Raw genomic sequence first — 15,287 nt, forward strand, 5'->3', positions numbered from 1 at the left:
GGAGCGGTGTGGAGATCTAGGAGCGGGCGGCGAGGTGATCGGCGCGCGCTGCGGCGACGATGCGTCCGCGTTCGGAGCGGGGGAAGCGCTCTGCCGCGGCGCGCACCTGGTCGGCGGCGAGGTTCGCCCCGAACAGCTCGCTCTCCGGCTGCAGCGAGATGCTGTCGTGGAGCGAGCCGACGCGCACCGGGTCGAAGCCGACCGCATCGACGACGCGAGCGACCACGTCGAGGTCGGCCTCGTCATCACCGGCGATGCCGATGGCCCGTCGTCCCGCGGAGCCGGCCGGCTGGGGGCCCTCGTCGAGGTCGTGATAGCCCATGTGGTTGAACGCTTTGACGACACGAGACCGCGGCAACCATCGCTGCACGAGCTCGCTGGTCGACACGCGGGGGTCGTTGAGGTCGTCGCGCACCCCGTCGACCTCCCACCAGTAGTTCATGGCGTCGATGACGAGTGTGCCCTCGAGCGGGGCGGGGCTGACCGAGGTGTACTTGCCCAGGGGCAGAGCCAGGATCACGATGTCCGCCTGCGCCGAGACGGCGTCGGCGGAGGCTGCGCGCGCGCCGGGCGCGAGCACATCGACGATGAGCTCGATCCGGCTCGGATCGCCGGAGCCGGCGATGAGCACCGGAAAGTCCTCGGCGAGGAACAGGCGTGCGAGGACGGTCCCGACTTTGCCCGCACCGAGGATCCCGATCGTGGGCAGCGGCTCAGCCACGGAAGGACGCATCCGCGAGCAGTTCCCGGACGCGGGGAGCGACCTCCGTGCCGAGCAGTTCGATGGAGCGGGCGCGTGCTGTCCGGGGGAGTCCGAAGACGTCGTACTTGAGGTCGAAGCGGCTGAGGTGCAGCGTGCGCACCATCCGGGCGATCTTGCGCGCCACCGTCTCGGGCGAGCCGACGAACAGCGCACCGGTGCTCAGCTCGAGGTCGTACCGTTCTCGCGTGGGCGGGTAGAAGCCGCGCTCCTTGCTCATCATGGTCACCATCGGCTCCCACGAACGCCACCATGTCTCCGCTGCTTCCTCGTCGGTGTCGGCGACCAACCCGAGGGAGTGCTGCCCGACCGGCAGGCGAGGCTGCCCGAACTGCTCGAGCGCGCGGAAGTAGAGGTCGACGTGGCCGGCGAAACGTTCCGGTTGGCCGCCGATGATCGCGAGCATCAGCGGAAGCCCGTACCGCGCCGCCCGGATCACCGACTCGGGGCTGCCGCCGACGCCGACCCACGTCGGGATCCCGCCGGGGCGCATCGTGGGATGGAGGGTCTGGTCGACCAGCGGGGCGCGAACCGTCCCGGACCATGTCACGGATTCCTCGCGCTGCAGTCTCATGAACAGCTCGAGCTTCTGCTCGAAGAGCTCTTCGTAGTCGGCGAGGTCGTATCCGAAGAGGGGGAACGACTGGGTCTGCGATGCGCGGCCGACGACCATCTGCGCACGACCGTTCGAGATCGCGTCGAGCGTGGAGAACTCGTTGTAGAGGCGGACCGGATCGTTGGTGCTGAGCACCGTCACCGCCGACCCCAGGCGGATCCTCGACGTGGCCGTCGCGATGCCCGCCAGGATGACCGGGGTCGCCGAGTCGACGAACCCTTCGCGATAGTGCTCACCGACGCTGAACACGTCGAGACCGACGGCCTCGGCGAGGCGGGCCTCGTCGATCAACAGCCTCACCGTCTCCGCGTCGCTCATCGTCCGCCCGTCATCGCTCGCGACGTCGCCGAATGTGTTCAGCCCCAGTTCGAACGGCACAGCATCCACAAGAATCCTCCAATGATTGACGGGTCAATCATCAGTGATAGAAGTTGACGTGTCAAGCTTGACACGTCAATAAAGTCGTCCTTATGCTGGAGGCACAGCGCAGGGAGGTGCCATGAGCACGCAGGGCAGGAAGTCGATCGATGCGGAGCAGTTGCGGATCTGGCGCAACTACATCGAGACGGCAGAGATCCTCAGAGCGCGCCTCGAGAGCCGACTGCAGAGCGACTCGGCCCTCTCCTCCGGGGACTATCACGTCCTCCTGGCTCTGAGCGAGGCAGCGGGACGGTCGTTGCGGTCCTCAGAACTCGCGGACTCGATCGGGTGGGAGCGCAGCCGGCTCTCGCATCACCTCGGCAGGATGGAGAAGCGCGAGCTCATCCGCCGCGAACGGTGCGCCGACGACAGCCGTGGGTCCCAGATCGTGCTCACCGACACCGGTGCCGCGGCCTTCCGGCGAGGGTCCGTTCCGCACTTGAAGGCGATCCAGGACCTCTTCCTCGATGCGCTCTCGCGGGAACAGCTCGACCACGTCGAGCAGATGACCGAGTCCCTGCGCGAACATCTCGGGCTCGACGCCCCCTCCTGACCGGCCCACCTCGGAGCGATCGCGGCGCGACGCCGCGCGCTTCGTCGCGCCTTCCGAACATCCCCGTGCCCTGCGGGAATGACGAATCCACCACCGGACGAAAGTGAATCCCCATGTCAGACCTTCGTATCGCCGTCATCCTCGGCAGCACCCGCCCCGGACGAAACGGGAAGGCAGTCGCCGACTGGGTCGTCGAACAGGCGGCGGGTCGCGAGGCCACGTACGAGCTCGTCGACCTCCTCGACTTCCCCCTGCCCCACCTCGACGAGGCTGCGCCGCCGTCGTTCGGCGCGTACGCGAACGAGCACACCAAGCAGTGGTCGGCCAAGATCAGCCAGTACGACGGCTACATCTTCGTCACCCCGGAGTACAACCACTCCACCTCGGGCGTGCTGAAGAACGCCATCGACTACCTCTACACGGAGTGGAACAACAAGTCGGCCGGGTTCGTGTCGTACGGCAGCCTGGGTGGAGCCCGCGCCATCGAGCACCTGCGGGGCATCGCCGCCGAGTTGCAGCTCGCCGATGTGCGTCAGCAGCTCAGCTTCTCGCTGTTCAGCGACTTCGAGAACTTCAGCACCTTCGCGCCCGGCGCGCAGCACACCGACGCCGCCGGCGTGCTGTTCGGCCAGGTCGAGGCGTGGGCGGGCGCGCTGAAATCGCTCCGCGCCTGAGGAAGCGGTGACGCGGCATCCGGAGCCGGTCGTCGGGGCGGTGTCGTAGCCGCATCCTCCCCCGATGCGCGGATGGCCGACGGGGCGGAGTCAGAGCCCCACCCCGTCGGCTCCCCATCCTCCGCCGACCGTGCGCATGGATCGCGGGATCCGGTCAGGCATGCGACGCTGCGTATCCACGCGCCGAGTCACCCAGATGCTGACGGAAGGCGCGATTGAGATGCGAGAGGTCGCTGAACCCCCACTTCGCCGCCAGGTACGTGAGCGTGACGCGGCCTGCCGCCGACACCATGTCGTCCGCGCACTTCTCCACGCGCAACCGCATGACCGTCTGGCCGAACGTCAGGGGGGCGCTCTCGTAGAGCTGATGGAGCTTGCGCACCGAGATGGCGAAGTGCTGGGCGATCGCACCGGGGGAGGTGTCGCCGTACTGGAGATGGCGCGCCACGAAGTGCTCGATACTGCGTCGCAGCGCGTCGTCTCGGGCGGGTTCGTCCTCGGCCCCGTCCCTCGGCCCTCCCTGTGCCAGAGCGCTCACGAGCGAGGCGATCGCGGCACCCGTGGCGCTCGCCTGCGAATCGGTCAGCTGTGCAGCACTCGCCCACGCTGCGCGCATCGTGTCCGCGAGCACGGCACCGATCCCGCGGCCGGCCGAGAACGGCTGTGCCGTGAGGCCCGCTCCGATGCCCTCCGGAATCTGCGAGGACGGCACTCGGAAGGAGATCGTGCGCCAGTCGTCGACGTAATCGAGGCGGAACGGACGCGCGGCGTCGACGAGAGAGAACGTCCCGGGACCCGACCATGCGTGTTGTGAGCCCTGACTGACCATGCAGCGCCCGCTCAGCATCAGGTTGACGAACACCACCTCGTCCGACACGCGGCTGACCTCTTCGTCGTCATGACGCATGGTCTGCGCGCACGTGGCGATCTCCGCCCCGTTGACAGAGCCGAACGCGTGCGAGTCGACCCATCCGTCGAGGCCGGAGTCTCGCCAGGAGTCCAGCGAGCCCCGAGCCGTCGGTCGAAGCGGGGTGAAAGCCTCGCACACCACTTCGCGCCAGTACGCGTACTGCTCGGAGGTGGGGCGGTCGGTCGTGTTCCACCGTTGCACGGCTCCGCTCCCTTCCCTGGTCCGCAGATCGTGTGCGCCGTGACGTGTTGCAGAGTCAGCAGACCAACGCGATGTTTCCCCTTGCCTCGCCGTGGATTTCCCCGCTGTAACCGTTTCCTCACATGAGCGCGGTGTGCACGGTCATCCCACCTGCCGTGCGCGTTCGTACGATTCGCCGGGAGATCGAGCCTGCGACGCTACCCGGACCCATCCCGAACAGGCAGAAATGGAGCTCCCCGATGCCCATCGATTTCACACTCTCCGAACAGCAGCTCGGTCTGCGGTTGCAGGCGCGAGACTTCGCCGAGAACGTCCTGAGCGGTGTCGGGAGCGCCATCGCGTCATCGTCCGATCCCCTCGTCCGATTCCGATCGCTGAAGCCCTTCTATCAAGAGATGGTGGATGCGGGATTCGTGCGCGGCCTGATCCCCGCCGAGAACGGGGGACACCGCTTCAGCAACCTGGATTTCGCTCTCGCGTGCGAAGAGCTGGCGAGGATCGACGTCAATGTGCCGTCGGCGATCCTGGGCACCGGGCTGGGACTGTTTCCGATCGTCGCAGCCGGGACGCCGGAGCAGAAGGAGCGCTTCTTCGCTCCGTTCCTGGACGGTCGTCCGGCGCTCGCCGCCATCGCGTTCACCGAGTCGGCGGGCGGGGCGAACTTCGATCACCCGGATCCCCAGTACGGAGTGCAGACCTTCGCTGTGCAGGACGGCGACGAGTGGGTCATCAACGGCAGCAAGGCGTACACGACGAACGCCTCCGGATGGGACGATGACGGCGCCGACGTGATCAGCGTGGTGTGCCGGATCGACCCGACCAAGCCGCCGGAGGAGTCGCTGGCGATCATCGTGGTCGAGAAGGGGACGCCGGGAGTGGAGATCACCGGCATCATCGACACGTTCGGGCACCGCGCGACCAATTCGCCGGTCGTGGAGTTCCGGGATGTGCGCGTCCCGCTCTCCAACCTCATCGGGGCTCCCGGCGACGGCCTGGCCCTGACGAAGGGAGCCTTCTCCTGGACGTGCTCGAGCATCGGGGCCGCCGCGGTCGGCAAGATGCGCGCCGCGTTCGAGCTCGCGTACGACTTCGTCAAGACCGAGAAGCGCTCGGGCAGCGTGCCGGTCATCGAGCATCAGAATGCGGGGTACATGCTCGCCGACATCAAGACCCGGATCGAGGTGGGGCGCTACTTCGCGTGGAAGGCTGCCGATCACTTCGACAAGACGGGCGGGCTCGATCGCGAGTTGTCGAACATGGTGAAGATCTACAACTCCGAGTTGTCGGTGCAGACCGTGTACGACGCGATGCGTCTGGTCGGCGTCGACTCGTACGGCGATCGTTCGGCTCTCGGCGAGATCATGCAGGACGTACTCTGCTTCCCCGTCTACGACGGCGGCAACATGGGCGTCCGCCGTCGTCACCTGCACGAGCTGCTTCGCAACCCCGACTACGACCACCTGGCGGCGGGCGAGAACCGGCTCTCCGCCTAGCGCGCCTCACCCGGCGGAGACGGCGGCGCCGCGCGCGACCGTCTCCGCCGGGGGAGGAAGGCTCATCCCTGACGGGCTTTGAACCGCGGGTTGAGCTTGTTGATGACGAAGACGCGACCCCGGCGGCGCACCACCTGCGCCCCCGGCATGTTCTTCATGGACTTGAGCGAGTTGCGGACCTTCATGTCCTCACCACCTGGTTTTTATTGAGAATGATTCTCACACCATAGCGGATGTGGATGGCCCCGGCTCCTCCGGCGTGTTCACCGCGCGGCGGACGCGGACGCCGGTGCCGGCGCGCCCAGCACATCGGCCATGTCGCCCGCGCGCCATTCCTCCAAGAGGCGGCGGAAGGCGACCGGACCCGGGCTGTACGTCATGCCCGTGATCGCGCGGGTGCCCTCGCCGTTGTAGTAGCCCGGAGTGCACTCCGCCTGGAAGGCCGTCGTGTCGTGCGCCGTCGACACGACCTCGCGCCCCCACGCCTCCTCGGCCACGACGCTCGGCTCGATGACGCGGACGCCGCGCTCCTCGGCCCGCGTGATCACCGCGGCGATGTGCTCCGCCTGGTCCTGCAGGATGTGGGCGAAGTTGACGGAGTTCGCGTTCTGGACGGCCCCGAGGTGGAACAGGTTCGGGAAGCCGTGGGTCGAGAACCCGTGCAGGGTACGGGGACCGAACCGCCAGGCCTCGAGCAGAGTCTGCCCGCCCCGGCCGTACACGGGCAGGGTGCCCGACATGACGCCCGAGATCCCGACCTCGAAGCCCGTCGCGAAGATGACGGCATCCACCTCGTAGGCGGTGTCGCCCACGACGATGGCGGTCTCGGTGAGGCGGGTGATGCCGCCGTGATCCGCCGTGTCGACGAGGGTCACGTTCTCGCGGTTGAAGGCGGGCAGGTAGGTGTCGCTGAAGCCGGGACGCTTGCACATATAGCGGTACCAGGGCTTGAGCAGCTCGGCCGTCGCGGGGTCGTCGATCACCTCGTCGACGCGAGCGCGGATGCGGTTCATGGTCTCGGCGTCGGCGCGTTCGTCGGCGATCGCCCGGTCCTCGGGCGAGAGCGACGTGTCGACCGCGCCCGAGATGATCTGCCGCTGCAGGTGCGGTGTCTGCGTCCATCCGTCGGTGACGAGGCTCTTCTCCACCGGCTCCCCGGCGAGCACCGCGAGGAAGTTGTCCATCCGCTCCCGTTGCCACCCGGGCTGCAGCGATGCCGCCCACGCCGGATCCGTGCGGCGGTTGTCGCGGACATCGACCGTCGACGGCGTGCGCTGGAAGACGAAGAGGTGGCCCGCCGCTTCGGCAAGGTGCGGTACGACCTGCAGGCCCGTCGCGCCCGTGCCGACCACCGCGACGCGCCGGTCGCCGAGCTTCGTCAGTCCGCCCCCGGCGTCGCCGCCCGTGTAGCCGTAATCCCACCTGCTGGTATGGAAGGTGTGGCCGCGGAAGGTCTCGATCCCGGGGATCCCCGGCAGCTTGGGCTCGGTGAGGGTTCCCGACGATACGACGACGTGGCGTGCCGTGAAGCGGTCGCCGCGGTCCGTCTCGACGCGCCAGTGTCCCGCATCGTCGTCCCACGTCAGCGCGGTGGCCCGCGTCTGGAAGAGCGCGTCGCGGAAGAGATCGAACCGCTCGGCGATGGCGACCGCATGGCGGCGGATCTCCTCACCCGGGGCGTACCGCCATTGCGGGATGTAGTCGAGCTCCTCGAGCAGCGGCATGTAGACGTACGACTCCACGTCGCAGTGGATGCCGGGGTAGCGGTTCCAGTACCAGGTGCCGCCCACGTCGCCCGCCTCATCCATGAGCCGGATGGAATCCGCTCCGGCCTGGCGAAGTCTGCTGGCAGTGAGGAGGCCGCCGAAGCCGGCGCCGATGACGAGAGTGTCGACCGCGTCGGTCACCGGATCGCGCTCGACGCGCGCGGTGTACGGATCCTTGGCGTAGTAGCCGAAGCGTCCCGCAGCGCGCCGGTACTGGGCGGCGCCGTCGGGTCGGATGCGTCGGTCGCGCTCCGCGCGGTAGCGGGCGCGGAGGGCGTCCAGGTCGATGTCGTCGGTGTGGGGGGATGTCGACGCGGTCATGGGTGTCGTGCTCCTGTCGCTGGCGGCCGACGGCGCGACGATGAGCACGCAGGACGTGTCATGACCGAGCGGTTCCCCGCCCGATCTCGGTGCGCCGACACGACCTCGGATCGGATTCTCGATTCGTGAAAAGGTTAGCTTTGGGCTAACTTTCTGTCGCTGTGAGTCCACTGGGATACCGTGATGCGATGGATGACGAGGGTGCGCCGACGCCGCGCGCCGCAGCGATGGCCGGGATCGAGGCGGTCTCGCTCGCCATCGCCGTGCGCTCCATCCCGCGGATGCTCGAGCCGCTGCGCACGAGCCGGCTCACGCTCCAGCAGCTGCGTGTGCTCGCCATCGTGGTGACGACCGACGGGGGAGCGTCGGTGGCCGAGCTGGGTCGGGATTTCGCCGTGGCCTTGCCCTCGATGTCGAATTTCGTCGACCGCCTGGTCGCCGCCGGCGTCGTCGAGCGCCGCAAGGATCCGGACGATCTGAGGGTGCGGCGCGTGCATGCGACCGACCTCGGCCGCGCCGTCGTGCGCGAGGTCATGGGCGCGCGACCCGAGCTCGGCGCCGACATCCTCGCGCGGCTGACGACCGACGAGCTGATCGCTCTCGAGGCGGGCCTGAGCGCGCTCGCCCGCGTCCTCCGGAGCGACGCCGGGCGGTGAGCCGAGCCTTCTCGGCCGGTGCGGCGGGGTCAGAGAAAAATAGAAAGGTCTTACGGCATTCTGTTACCGTGGACGTGGCAACCGGTTCCCAGGTGGCCGAGGAGGATGCAATGACGACCTTTGCCCGAGATGCCAGCGCGCTGAGTTCCGCCGTCGGGCGCCTCCCCATCCACTCGATCCGGCGGGCCGCCGACATCCCGCTCGACGGTGCGTGGGACTTCCAACTGCTGGAGAGCGACGGTGCGGACCTCGCCACGGACTGGGAGGCCGTACAGGTGCCGGAGCTGTGGACGATGCGTCGTGCCGACGACCCGGCGCAGTACACGAACGTGCCGATGCCCTTCGTCGACGCCCCGCCGATCGTCCCGGCCCGCAACCCCGTCGGCGTCTACCGACGCACCGTGCGACTGACGCCTGCGCGCGACCGCCGGCTGATCCTCCACGTGGGCGCGGCCGAGGGCCATCTCCGGGTCGTCGTGAACGGGCGCGAGATCGGATCGAGCACCGACTCGCACCTCGAGGCCGAGTTCGACGTCACCGACGCGGTCGTCGACGGCGACAACACGATCGACCTGCGCGTCGCCAAGTGGTCGTCGCAGACCTACTTGGAGGACCAGGACCAGTGGTGGCAGTCCGGCATCTCGCGCAGCGTGCACCTCACCGAGGTCCCCCTCGCGCGCATCGCGGATGTCGTGGTCGTCGCCGATTACGACGCGGCCAGCGGTCTCGGCTCCGTGCGCATCGACGTCGAGACGACCGGCGTCTCGGACAGCGAGGGGGTCGCCGGGTGGACCGTCGACGTCGACCTGCTGGGCGAGACGCGCACGGTCGCCGTGCCCGCGCGGCAGGCGGCGCAGACGATCCCCAAGCCCGCCGACGTGCGCGCCGAGTGCCCGCCGCCCCGACTGCCCCCGGACTTCATGGACCTGCTCAGCATCCAGGCGGCGGGAGCGCCCGTGCCGGAACGCTTCGCCGCGATCGCCGGGCAGTTCGCGCAGACCCTCGTGCACGGCGCCGTCGCCGGCGTCGCCCGCGATGAACGCACCGATCTCGCCGTCTCGCCGTGGACGGCCGAGACGCCGCACCTCGAGACGATCGCGGTCGTGCTGCGCAACGCCGAGGGCGTCGCCGTCGACCGGGCGAGCGTTCGCGTCGGATTCCGGCGGGTCGAGATCGTGGGCCGGGATCTGCTCGTGAACGGCGAACGCATCCTCATCCAGGGGGTGAATCGTCACGACGTGGACCCCCGCACCGGACGCGTGATGACCCGTGAGCGCCTGCACGACGAGCTGGCGCTGCTCAAGCGGTTCAACGTCAACGCGATCCGCACCTCGCACTACCCCAATGATCCGGTCTTCCTCGATCTGTGCGACGAGTACGGCTTCTACGTCGTCGACGAGGCCAACATCGAAGGCCACGCGTTCGCCGGCTCGATCGCGGACGATCCGCGCTACTTGGCGTCGTTCCACGAGCGCTACTCGCGGATGCTCATCCGCGACCGCAACCACCCCTGCGTCATCCTCTGGTCGCTCGGAAACGAGACGGGCTATGGCGCCGCTCACGACGCCCTCGCCGCATGGTCGCGCGCTGTCGACCCGACGCGCCCCATCCACTACGAGGGTGCACTGTCGTCCGATTGGCACGCCGGGCACGCCGCCACGGACGTGGTGTGCCCGATGTACCCGTCCTTCGACTCGCTCATCGCGTTCTCGGCGGATCCGCGCTCGGATCGCCCGCTCATCCTGTGCGAGTACGCCTACTCGCAGGGCAACAGCACCGGGGGGCTCGCCCGCTACTGGGAGCTCTTCGAGACGCTGCCGGGCCTCCAGGGCGGGTTCATCTGGGAGTTCCTCGATCACGCCCTCGACCCGGACGGCGACGGGCGGGGCCGGTACGGCGGAGACTTCGGCGACCATCCGAACGACGGCTACGTCATGCTCAACGGCCTCGCCTTCTCGGATCTCACCCCCAAGCCCGCGTTCTGCGAGGCGCGCGCGCTCTTCGCGCCGGTACGGGTGGTCTCGGACGTCGACGACGCCCGACGGGGGAGTATCCGCATCCGCAACAGGCAGAGCTTCGCCGGATTGGACGCGCTGGAGTTCGCCGTGCGGGTCGAGACGACGAGCGGGGTCTCCGCCGAGACGGATCTGACCGGGGTCGCGGCGCCGGCCGGCGGCGAGGTCGACATCCCGCTGCCCGCCCCGGTGGTCGCCGCGCTGGCCCACCCGGACGCGCTGGCGCTCTCTCTGGTCGTGCGCACCGCGGAAGCGGAGCCGTGGGCGCCGGCGGGCACCGAGCGAGCGATCCTCCAGGTGAGGACGGGGCGCCCGGCCGACCCGCTCCCGGATGCGGGAACGACGCCCGTCCTGGTGGAGGGCGACATCACGCATCCGCTGCTCGTCTCGCCGCCCCGGCTCTCGCTGTGGCGGGCGCTGACCGACAACGACGAGTCGTTCGCCCTCGACAACCGCTTCGTGCGCAGCGGGTTCTTCTCGCTCGAGCCCGAGGACGTCGAGGTCTCGACCGACGAGGCGTCGGCGACCGTGACGACCACGTACCGTGCCGCGTTCGGTGCCGCCGTCGTGCATCACCGGCGCGTGATCGCGATCGGCGATGCCGACTGGGTCTTCGACGAGCGGGTGACCCTGCCCGAGGGCACCGCCGACGGGCTCCGGGTGGGAGTGGAGTTCATCCTGGCTCCCGGCATCCGTGACGCGACGTGGATCGGACTCGGGCCCGAGGAGAACTACCCGGATCGGCGCGCGGGCGCACTGCTCGGCCGCTGGCGGAGCGACGTCGATGCGATGGCCGTGCCCTACCTGTACCCGCAGCATCACGGCACGCGCGGCGGGGTCACGGCGCTCGATCTGTCGGGGCCCGCGGGCCATGTGGCGATGTCGGCCGATCGCGAGCTGCACGCCACGGTGACCCGCCACACGGCGGGCCAGCTCGAGAAGGCGGCGCACTGGTGGGAGCTGCCGGCGTCGGAGGTCACCGTGGTCGCACTCGACGTCGCGCATCGCGGCGTGGGCACGGCGCGGCTGGGTCCCGACGTGCTGCCCGGCTTCCGTCTCGACGGGGCGGACTACGCCTGGCGCTGGCGACTGAGCATCGCGGACTGACGCCGGATCCTCCCCGAATTCAGTAACTGCTCACTATTTTCTGATACCGTATGGCAATCGGTTGACACGAGGTGTCAACCCCTCTGACGAAGGATGTGCAATGAAGAACTTCCCTCCCGGCTTCCTCTGGGGCGCGTCGACCGCGCCGCACCAGATCGAGGGCAACAACGTCAACAGCGACTTCTGGGCGAACGAAGGCCGTTCGCCGGGCATGGAGTTCAGCGGCGACGCCATCGACAGCTACCACCGCTACCGGGAGGACATGCAGCTGCTCGCGGATGCGGGCCTCAACAGCTACCGGTTCGGCATCGAGTGGGCACGCATCGAGCCCCGCCCCGGCATGATCTCCCGCGCCGAGCTCGCCCACTACCGCCGCATGATCGACACGGCCGTCGAGCTCGGCCTGACCCCCGTCGTCACGCTCCACCACTTCACGAACCCGCGGTGGTTCGCCGAGGAGGGCGGCTGGCTGGGCAGCACCGCCATCGACCGGTTCACCTCGTACGTGGATGCGGCCACGAGCATCCTCGACGGCGTGCCGTGGGTGTGCACGATGAACGAGCCGAACATGTTCGCGATGATGACCGGCATGTCCCGGCTTATGAACGATCCCGAGTCCCGGAAGAAGTGGACGAGCCCGACCGTCGAGGGCGAGGGACGACGCCAGCTCCCCGCCCCCGATCCCGAGATCGGCAAGATCCTGGTCGAGGCGCACCACGCGGTGCGCGACCTGGTGCGCGAGCGCACCGGCGCGCAGGTCGGCTGGACCGTGGCCAACCGCGCCTTCGAAGTGCGGCCCGGCGCCGAGGAGAAGGCGGCCGAGCTCTCGTACATCTGGGAGGACCTGTACCTCGAAGCCGCCCGCGGCGACGACTTCGTGGGCGTCCAGTCGTACTCGACGCAGTGGGTCAACGCCGACGGCATCGAGTCCTACCCGGCCCACCCCGACAACACCCTCGTCGGCACGGCGTACCGCCCGGATGCGCTCGGCATCGCGGCGCGGCACACCTGGGACGTGACCGGGGGCGTGCCCATCGTGGTGACCGAGAACGGCATCGCGACGGGGGACGACGACCGTCGCATCGCCTACACGGGCGAGGCGCTGACCGCACTGGCCGGTGCGATCGAGGACGGCGTGGATGTGCGGGGCTACCTGCACTGGTCGCTGCTGGACAACTACGAGTGGGGTCACTGGGCGCCCACCTTCGGCCTCATCGCCGCCGACCGGGAGACGTTCGTGCGCACCCCCAAGCCCAGCCTCGCGTGGCTCGGCGATGTGTCTCGCCGCAACGGACTCGCGTAAGGAGGCTTCGTGAGCGATGTGACCGAGCCCCACCGGGACGCCGCACTGGCCCCCGCCGACCGCGCGCTGGCGCTGATGGCGCAGATGACGGTGCGCGAGAAGGCTCAGCAGCTCGTGGGGATCCTGCCCCACAGCCTGGCGACGCCCGACCGCGTGGCGGCCGGTCTGGAGCACGGGATCGGTCACATCTCTGGCGTCAACGTCATGGCCGGGGCTCCCCACGTGCTGGCGGCCGCCAACAACGCCTTCCAGCGATTCCTGGTGGAGCGTACGCGCCTCGGCATCCCCGCCATCGTGCACAACGAGACCTTGAACGGGGTCCTCGGGAAGCAGTTCACGAGCTTCCCGACGCCGTCGGGGCTGGCGGCGACGTGGAACAGCGACCTCGTCGGCGAGATGGCTGACCTCATCCGCCGGCAGGCGCGCTCGATCGGGGTCACGCAGGCGCTCTCGCCCGTGCTCGACATCGCCCGCGATGCCCGGTGGGGCCGCGTCCACGAGACGTACGGCGAGGAGGTCCTGCTCGTCACGGCGATGGGCGTGGCCTTCATCGGAGGGTTGCAGGGCGACGACCTCGCCGACGGTGTGATCGCGACCGCGAAGCACTTCCTCGCCTACGGGTGGACCGAGGGCGGTCAGAACCTCGCGGCGACGCACCTGGGGCCGCGCGAGCTGTACGACGTGTACGCGACGCCGTTCGAGGCGGCCATCGCGCTCGCCGGCCTCGGCAGCGTGATGAACAGCTACTCCGAGATCGACGGCGAGCCCGTGGCGGCCTCCCGCGCGGTCCTCACGGATCTGCTGCGCGGCAGGCTCGGGTTCACCGGAACCGTGGTCTCCGACTACCGGACGCTCGACTTCCTGGTCGATCGCCAGGCCGCGGCGAGCGACGCCGAGGAGGCGGGTGCGCTCGCGCTGCACGCCGGACTCGACGTCGAGCTGCCCGGTGCCTTCGGCTACGGCGCGACGCTGGCCGCCGCCGTGGAGGGCGGGCGGATCGACGAGACGCTGCTCGACACGGCCGTGCACCGGGTGCTGACGCAGAAGTTCGAGCTCGGGTTGTTCGAGGCGCCGTTCGTCTCGGAGGACCCCATCGAACTCGAGGCGATCGCGCGCGACGGAGGCGGCATCGCCGCCGACCTGGCCCACCAGTCGCTCACGATGCTGCGCAACGATGCCGTGCTGCCGTTCGATCCGGCGGCGAGGCGGATCGCCGTCGTCGGCCCGCACGCGGATTCCGCGCTCGCGTCGTTCGCGAACTACACGTATCCGGCGTCGCTGGAGATGATGCGCGGCCTCGCGACGGGGCAGGCGCGGCTCGCGGGCATGGAGGGGATGCTGGGCGACATGCCGCCGGCCATGCGCGAGGCCGCGGCCGTCCGCATGGAGGCCATGGCCGCGATCGACCTCGACCAGGTGACGCGTGACGACTACGGTGCCCGCAGCCTGGCGGACGCCGTGCGCGACCTGCTTCCCGACGCGGACGTCGTGGCGGTGCCGGCGATCGGCGTGCTCGCCGGTGACGCGACGCAGGACGACGCCGGGATCGCGGATGCCGTGGCGGCCGCGCACGACGCGGACATCGTCATCCTGGCGCTGGGCGGACGCTCCGGTGCGTTCGCCGGCCTGATGACCGAGGGCGAGGGCACCGACACGGCCGACGTCTCGCTCCCCGCGCACCAGATCGAGCTCGCACGCCGCGTGGCGGCGGTCGGTCGTCCGACGGCTGCCGTGCTCTTCGCCGGCAAACCGCTCGCGATCGCGGAGCTGGATGACGCCGTGCCCGCCATCCTCACGGCTTACTACCCGGGGCAGGCGGGGACGAGCGCCGTGGCGCGGGTCCTCTTCGGCGCCGCCTCGCCGCAGGGGAAGCTCCCGTTCACGATGCCCCGCGCGACCGGCCAGGTGCCGATCTACCAGTCCGCCAAGCGCGGCAGCGGGTACCGACGAGAGATCGGCGACAACTTCCAGCGCTACGCCGACCTCGAAGCGACGCCGCTCTACCCGTTCGGCCACGGGCTGAGCTACACCTCCTTCGCCTACGGCGACCTGGCTCTCGAGGATGAGGCGATCGCGGTCGACGGCCGCATCCGTGCCCGGGTGGCGGTGCGGAACACGGGGGATCGGTCCGGCGTCGAGGTCGTGCAGTTCTACGCGTCATGCCGCACGCGGGGCATGACGCGGCCGATGCAGCAGCTCGTCGGTTTCGCCCGGGTGCCGCTCGAGCCCGGAGAGGAGCGCGCGGTGGACGTCGTGATCGATATGTCGCAGCTCGGCTTCTCCGACGCGGGCGGGCGCTTCGTCACCGCGCCGGGCACCGTGGTGCTGATGGCCGGATCGTCGTCCGACGACATCCGCGCGCGGGCCGATCTGACGGTCTCGGGCGAGACCGCCGTCGTCGCGCGTCGGTCGTACCTGCCCGAGGTCAGGGTGTCGGAGCCCCGGCCCGCCGGTGCCGAGGAGTCGCTCTGAATCCCGCGCCGTACGCACTG

The 15,287-nt window shown here is 69.5% G+C and carries 12 protein-coding genes; 7 read left to right on the plus strand and 5 right to left on the minus strand.

The genetic code is table 11. The features are described from left to right. Nucleotides 1-16 precede the first annotated feature (16 nt). Nucleotides 17-721 (minus strand): NAD(P)-binding domain-containing protein, encoded by a 705-nt coding sequence (locus AB0N73_RS02520; protein WP_363560025.1) that lies wholly within the window; start codon nucleotides 719-721, stop codon nucleotides 17-19. Next, the gene (locus tag AB0N73_RS02525; RefSeq protein ID WP_363560027.1) at nucleotides 714-1,763 is read right to left on the minus strand and encodes an LLM class flavin-dependent oxidoreductase; all 1,050 of its coding nucleotides are present in this window, start codon (nucleotides 1,761-1,763) and stop codon (nucleotides 714-716) included. The genes AB0N73_RS02520 and AB0N73_RS02525 overlap by 8 nt, the downstream gene beginning before the upstream one ends. A gap of 112 nt (nucleotides 1,764-1,875) precedes the next feature. Between AB0N73_RS02525 and AB0N73_RS02530 the strand changes: the two genes are divergently transcribed. Continuing rightward, nucleotides 1,876-2,349, plus strand: coding sequence for a MarR family transcriptional regulator (locus tag AB0N73_RS02530; RefSeq protein ID WP_363560029.1), 474 nt, complete (start codon nucleotides 1,876-1,878; stop codon nucleotides 2,347-2,349). A 113-nt stretch (nucleotides 2,350-2,462) separates the two neighbouring features. Further along, nucleotides 2,463-3,023, plus strand: a complete 561-nt coding sequence (locus AB0N73_RS02535) for an NAD(P)H-dependent oxidoreductase (protein WP_363560031.1) — start codon at nucleotides 2,463-2,465, stop codon at nucleotides 3,021-3,023. A gap of 154 nt (nucleotides 3,024-3,177) precedes the next feature. Here the strand turns inward: AB0N73_RS02535 and AB0N73_RS02540 are convergent, their stop codons facing one another. Next, nucleotides 3,178-4,134 carry a helix-turn-helix domain-containing protein gene (locus tag AB0N73_RS02540; RefSeq protein ID WP_363560033.1) on the minus strand — a complete coding sequence of 319 codons (957 nt, stop codon included), beginning with the start codon at nucleotides 4,132-4,134 and terminating at the stop codon, nucleotides 3,178-3,180. Nucleotides 4,135-4,373: 239 nt separating this feature from the next. Here AB0N73_RS02540 and AB0N73_RS02545 point away from each other — a divergent pair, with 239 nt between their 5' ends. Beyond that, nucleotides 4,374-5,627, plus strand: a complete 1,254-nt coding sequence (locus AB0N73_RS02545) for an acyl-CoA dehydrogenase family protein (RefSeq protein ID WP_363560035.1) — start codon at nucleotides 4,374-4,376, stop codon at nucleotides 5,625-5,627. Nucleotides 5,628-5,689: 62 nt separating this feature from the next. Here the strand turns inward: AB0N73_RS02545 and ykgO are convergent, their stop codons facing one another. Further along, nucleotides 5,690-5,812 (minus strand): type B 50S ribosomal protein L36, encoded by a 123-nt coding sequence (gene ykgO / locus AB0N73_RS02550; RefSeq protein ID WP_363560037.1) that lies wholly within the window; start codon nucleotides 5,810-5,812, stop codon nucleotides 5,690-5,692. Between the two features lie 78 nt (nucleotides 5,813-5,890). After that, nucleotides 5,891-7,714, minus strand: coding sequence for an NAD(P)/FAD-dependent oxidoreductase (locus tag AB0N73_RS02555; RefSeq protein ID WP_363560039.1), 1,824 nt, complete (start codon nucleotides 7,712-7,714; stop codon nucleotides 5,891-5,893). A gap of 188 nt (nucleotides 7,715-7,902) precedes the next feature. Here AB0N73_RS02555 and AB0N73_RS02560 point away from each other — a divergent pair, with 188 nt between their 5' ends. The 4 genes from AB0N73_RS02560 to AB0N73_RS02575 all read left to right on the plus strand — a co-directional run bounded on the left by AB0N73_RS02560 (nucleotide 7,903) and on the right by AB0N73_RS02575 (nucleotide 15,267). Beyond that, nucleotides 7,903-8,370 carry a MarR family transcriptional regulator gene (locus AB0N73_RS02560; RefSeq protein ID WP_363560041.1) on the plus strand — a complete coding sequence of 156 codons (468 nt, stop codon included), beginning with the start codon at nucleotides 7,903-7,905 and terminating at the stop codon, nucleotides 8,368-8,370. A 110-nt stretch (nucleotides 8,371-8,480) separates the two neighbouring features. Next, nucleotides 8,481-11,492 carry a glycoside hydrolase family 2 TIM barrel-domain containing protein gene (locus AB0N73_RS02565; protein WP_363560043.1) on the plus strand — a complete coding sequence of 1,004 codons (3,012 nt, stop codon included), beginning with the start codon at nucleotides 8,481-8,483 and terminating at the stop codon, nucleotides 11,490-11,492. 100 nt (nucleotides 11,493-11,592) lie between these two features. Next, nucleotides 11,593-12,795, plus strand: a complete 1,203-nt coding sequence (locus AB0N73_RS02570; RefSeq protein ID WP_363560045.1) for a family 1 glycosylhydrolase — start codon at nucleotides 11,593-11,595, stop codon at nucleotides 12,793-12,795. 9 nt (nucleotides 12,796-12,804) lie between these two features. Next, entirely contained in the window at nucleotides 12,805-15,267 is a 2,463-nt protein-coding gene (locus tag AB0N73_RS02575) for a glycoside hydrolase family 3 N-terminal domain-containing protein (RefSeq protein ID WP_363560047.1), read from the plus strand. Nucleotides 15,268-15,287: the final 20 nt, after the last annotated feature.

The organism is Microbacterium sp. NPDC089189, from assembly GCF_040685095.1.
Classification (GTDB): Bacteria; Actinomycetota; Actinomycetes; order Actinomycetales; family Microbacteriaceae; genus Microbacterium.

What these genes read in the sequence shown, in the direction of transcription:
- AB0N73_RS02530 (WP_363560029.1), top strand. Translation starts at nt 1,876, where the DNA reads ATGAGCACGCAGGGCAGGAAGTCGATCGATGCGGAGCAGTTGCGGATC.
- AB0N73_RS02535 (WP_363560031.1), top strand. Translation starts at nt 2,463, where the DNA reads ATGTCAGACCTTCGTATCGCCGTCATCCTCGGCAGCACCCGCCCCGGA.
- AB0N73_RS02545 (WP_363560035.1), top strand. Translation starts at nt 4,374, where the DNA reads ATGCCCATCGATTTCACACTCTCCGAACAGCAGCTCGGTCTGCGGTTG.
- ykgO (WP_363560037.1), bottom strand. Translation starts at nt 5,812, where the DNA reads ATGAAGGTCCGCAACTCGCTCAAGTCCATGAAGAACATGCCGGGGGCG.
- AB0N73_RS02555 (WP_363560039.1), bottom strand. Translation starts at nt 7,714, where the DNA reads ATGACCGCGTCGACATCCCCCCACACCGACGACATCGACCTGGACGCC.
- AB0N73_RS02560 (WP_363560041.1), top strand. Translation starts at nt 7,903, where the DNA reads ATGGATGACGAGGGTGCGCCGACGCCGCGCGCCGCAGCGATGGCCGGG.
- AB0N73_RS02565 (WP_363560043.1), top strand. Translation starts at nt 8,481, where the DNA reads ATGACGACCTTTGCCCGAGATGCCAGCGCGCTGAGTTCCGCCGTCGGG.
- AB0N73_RS02570 (WP_363560045.1), top strand. Translation starts at nt 11,593, where the DNA reads ATGAAGAACTTCCCTCCCGGCTTCCTCTGGGGCGCGTCGACCGCGCCG.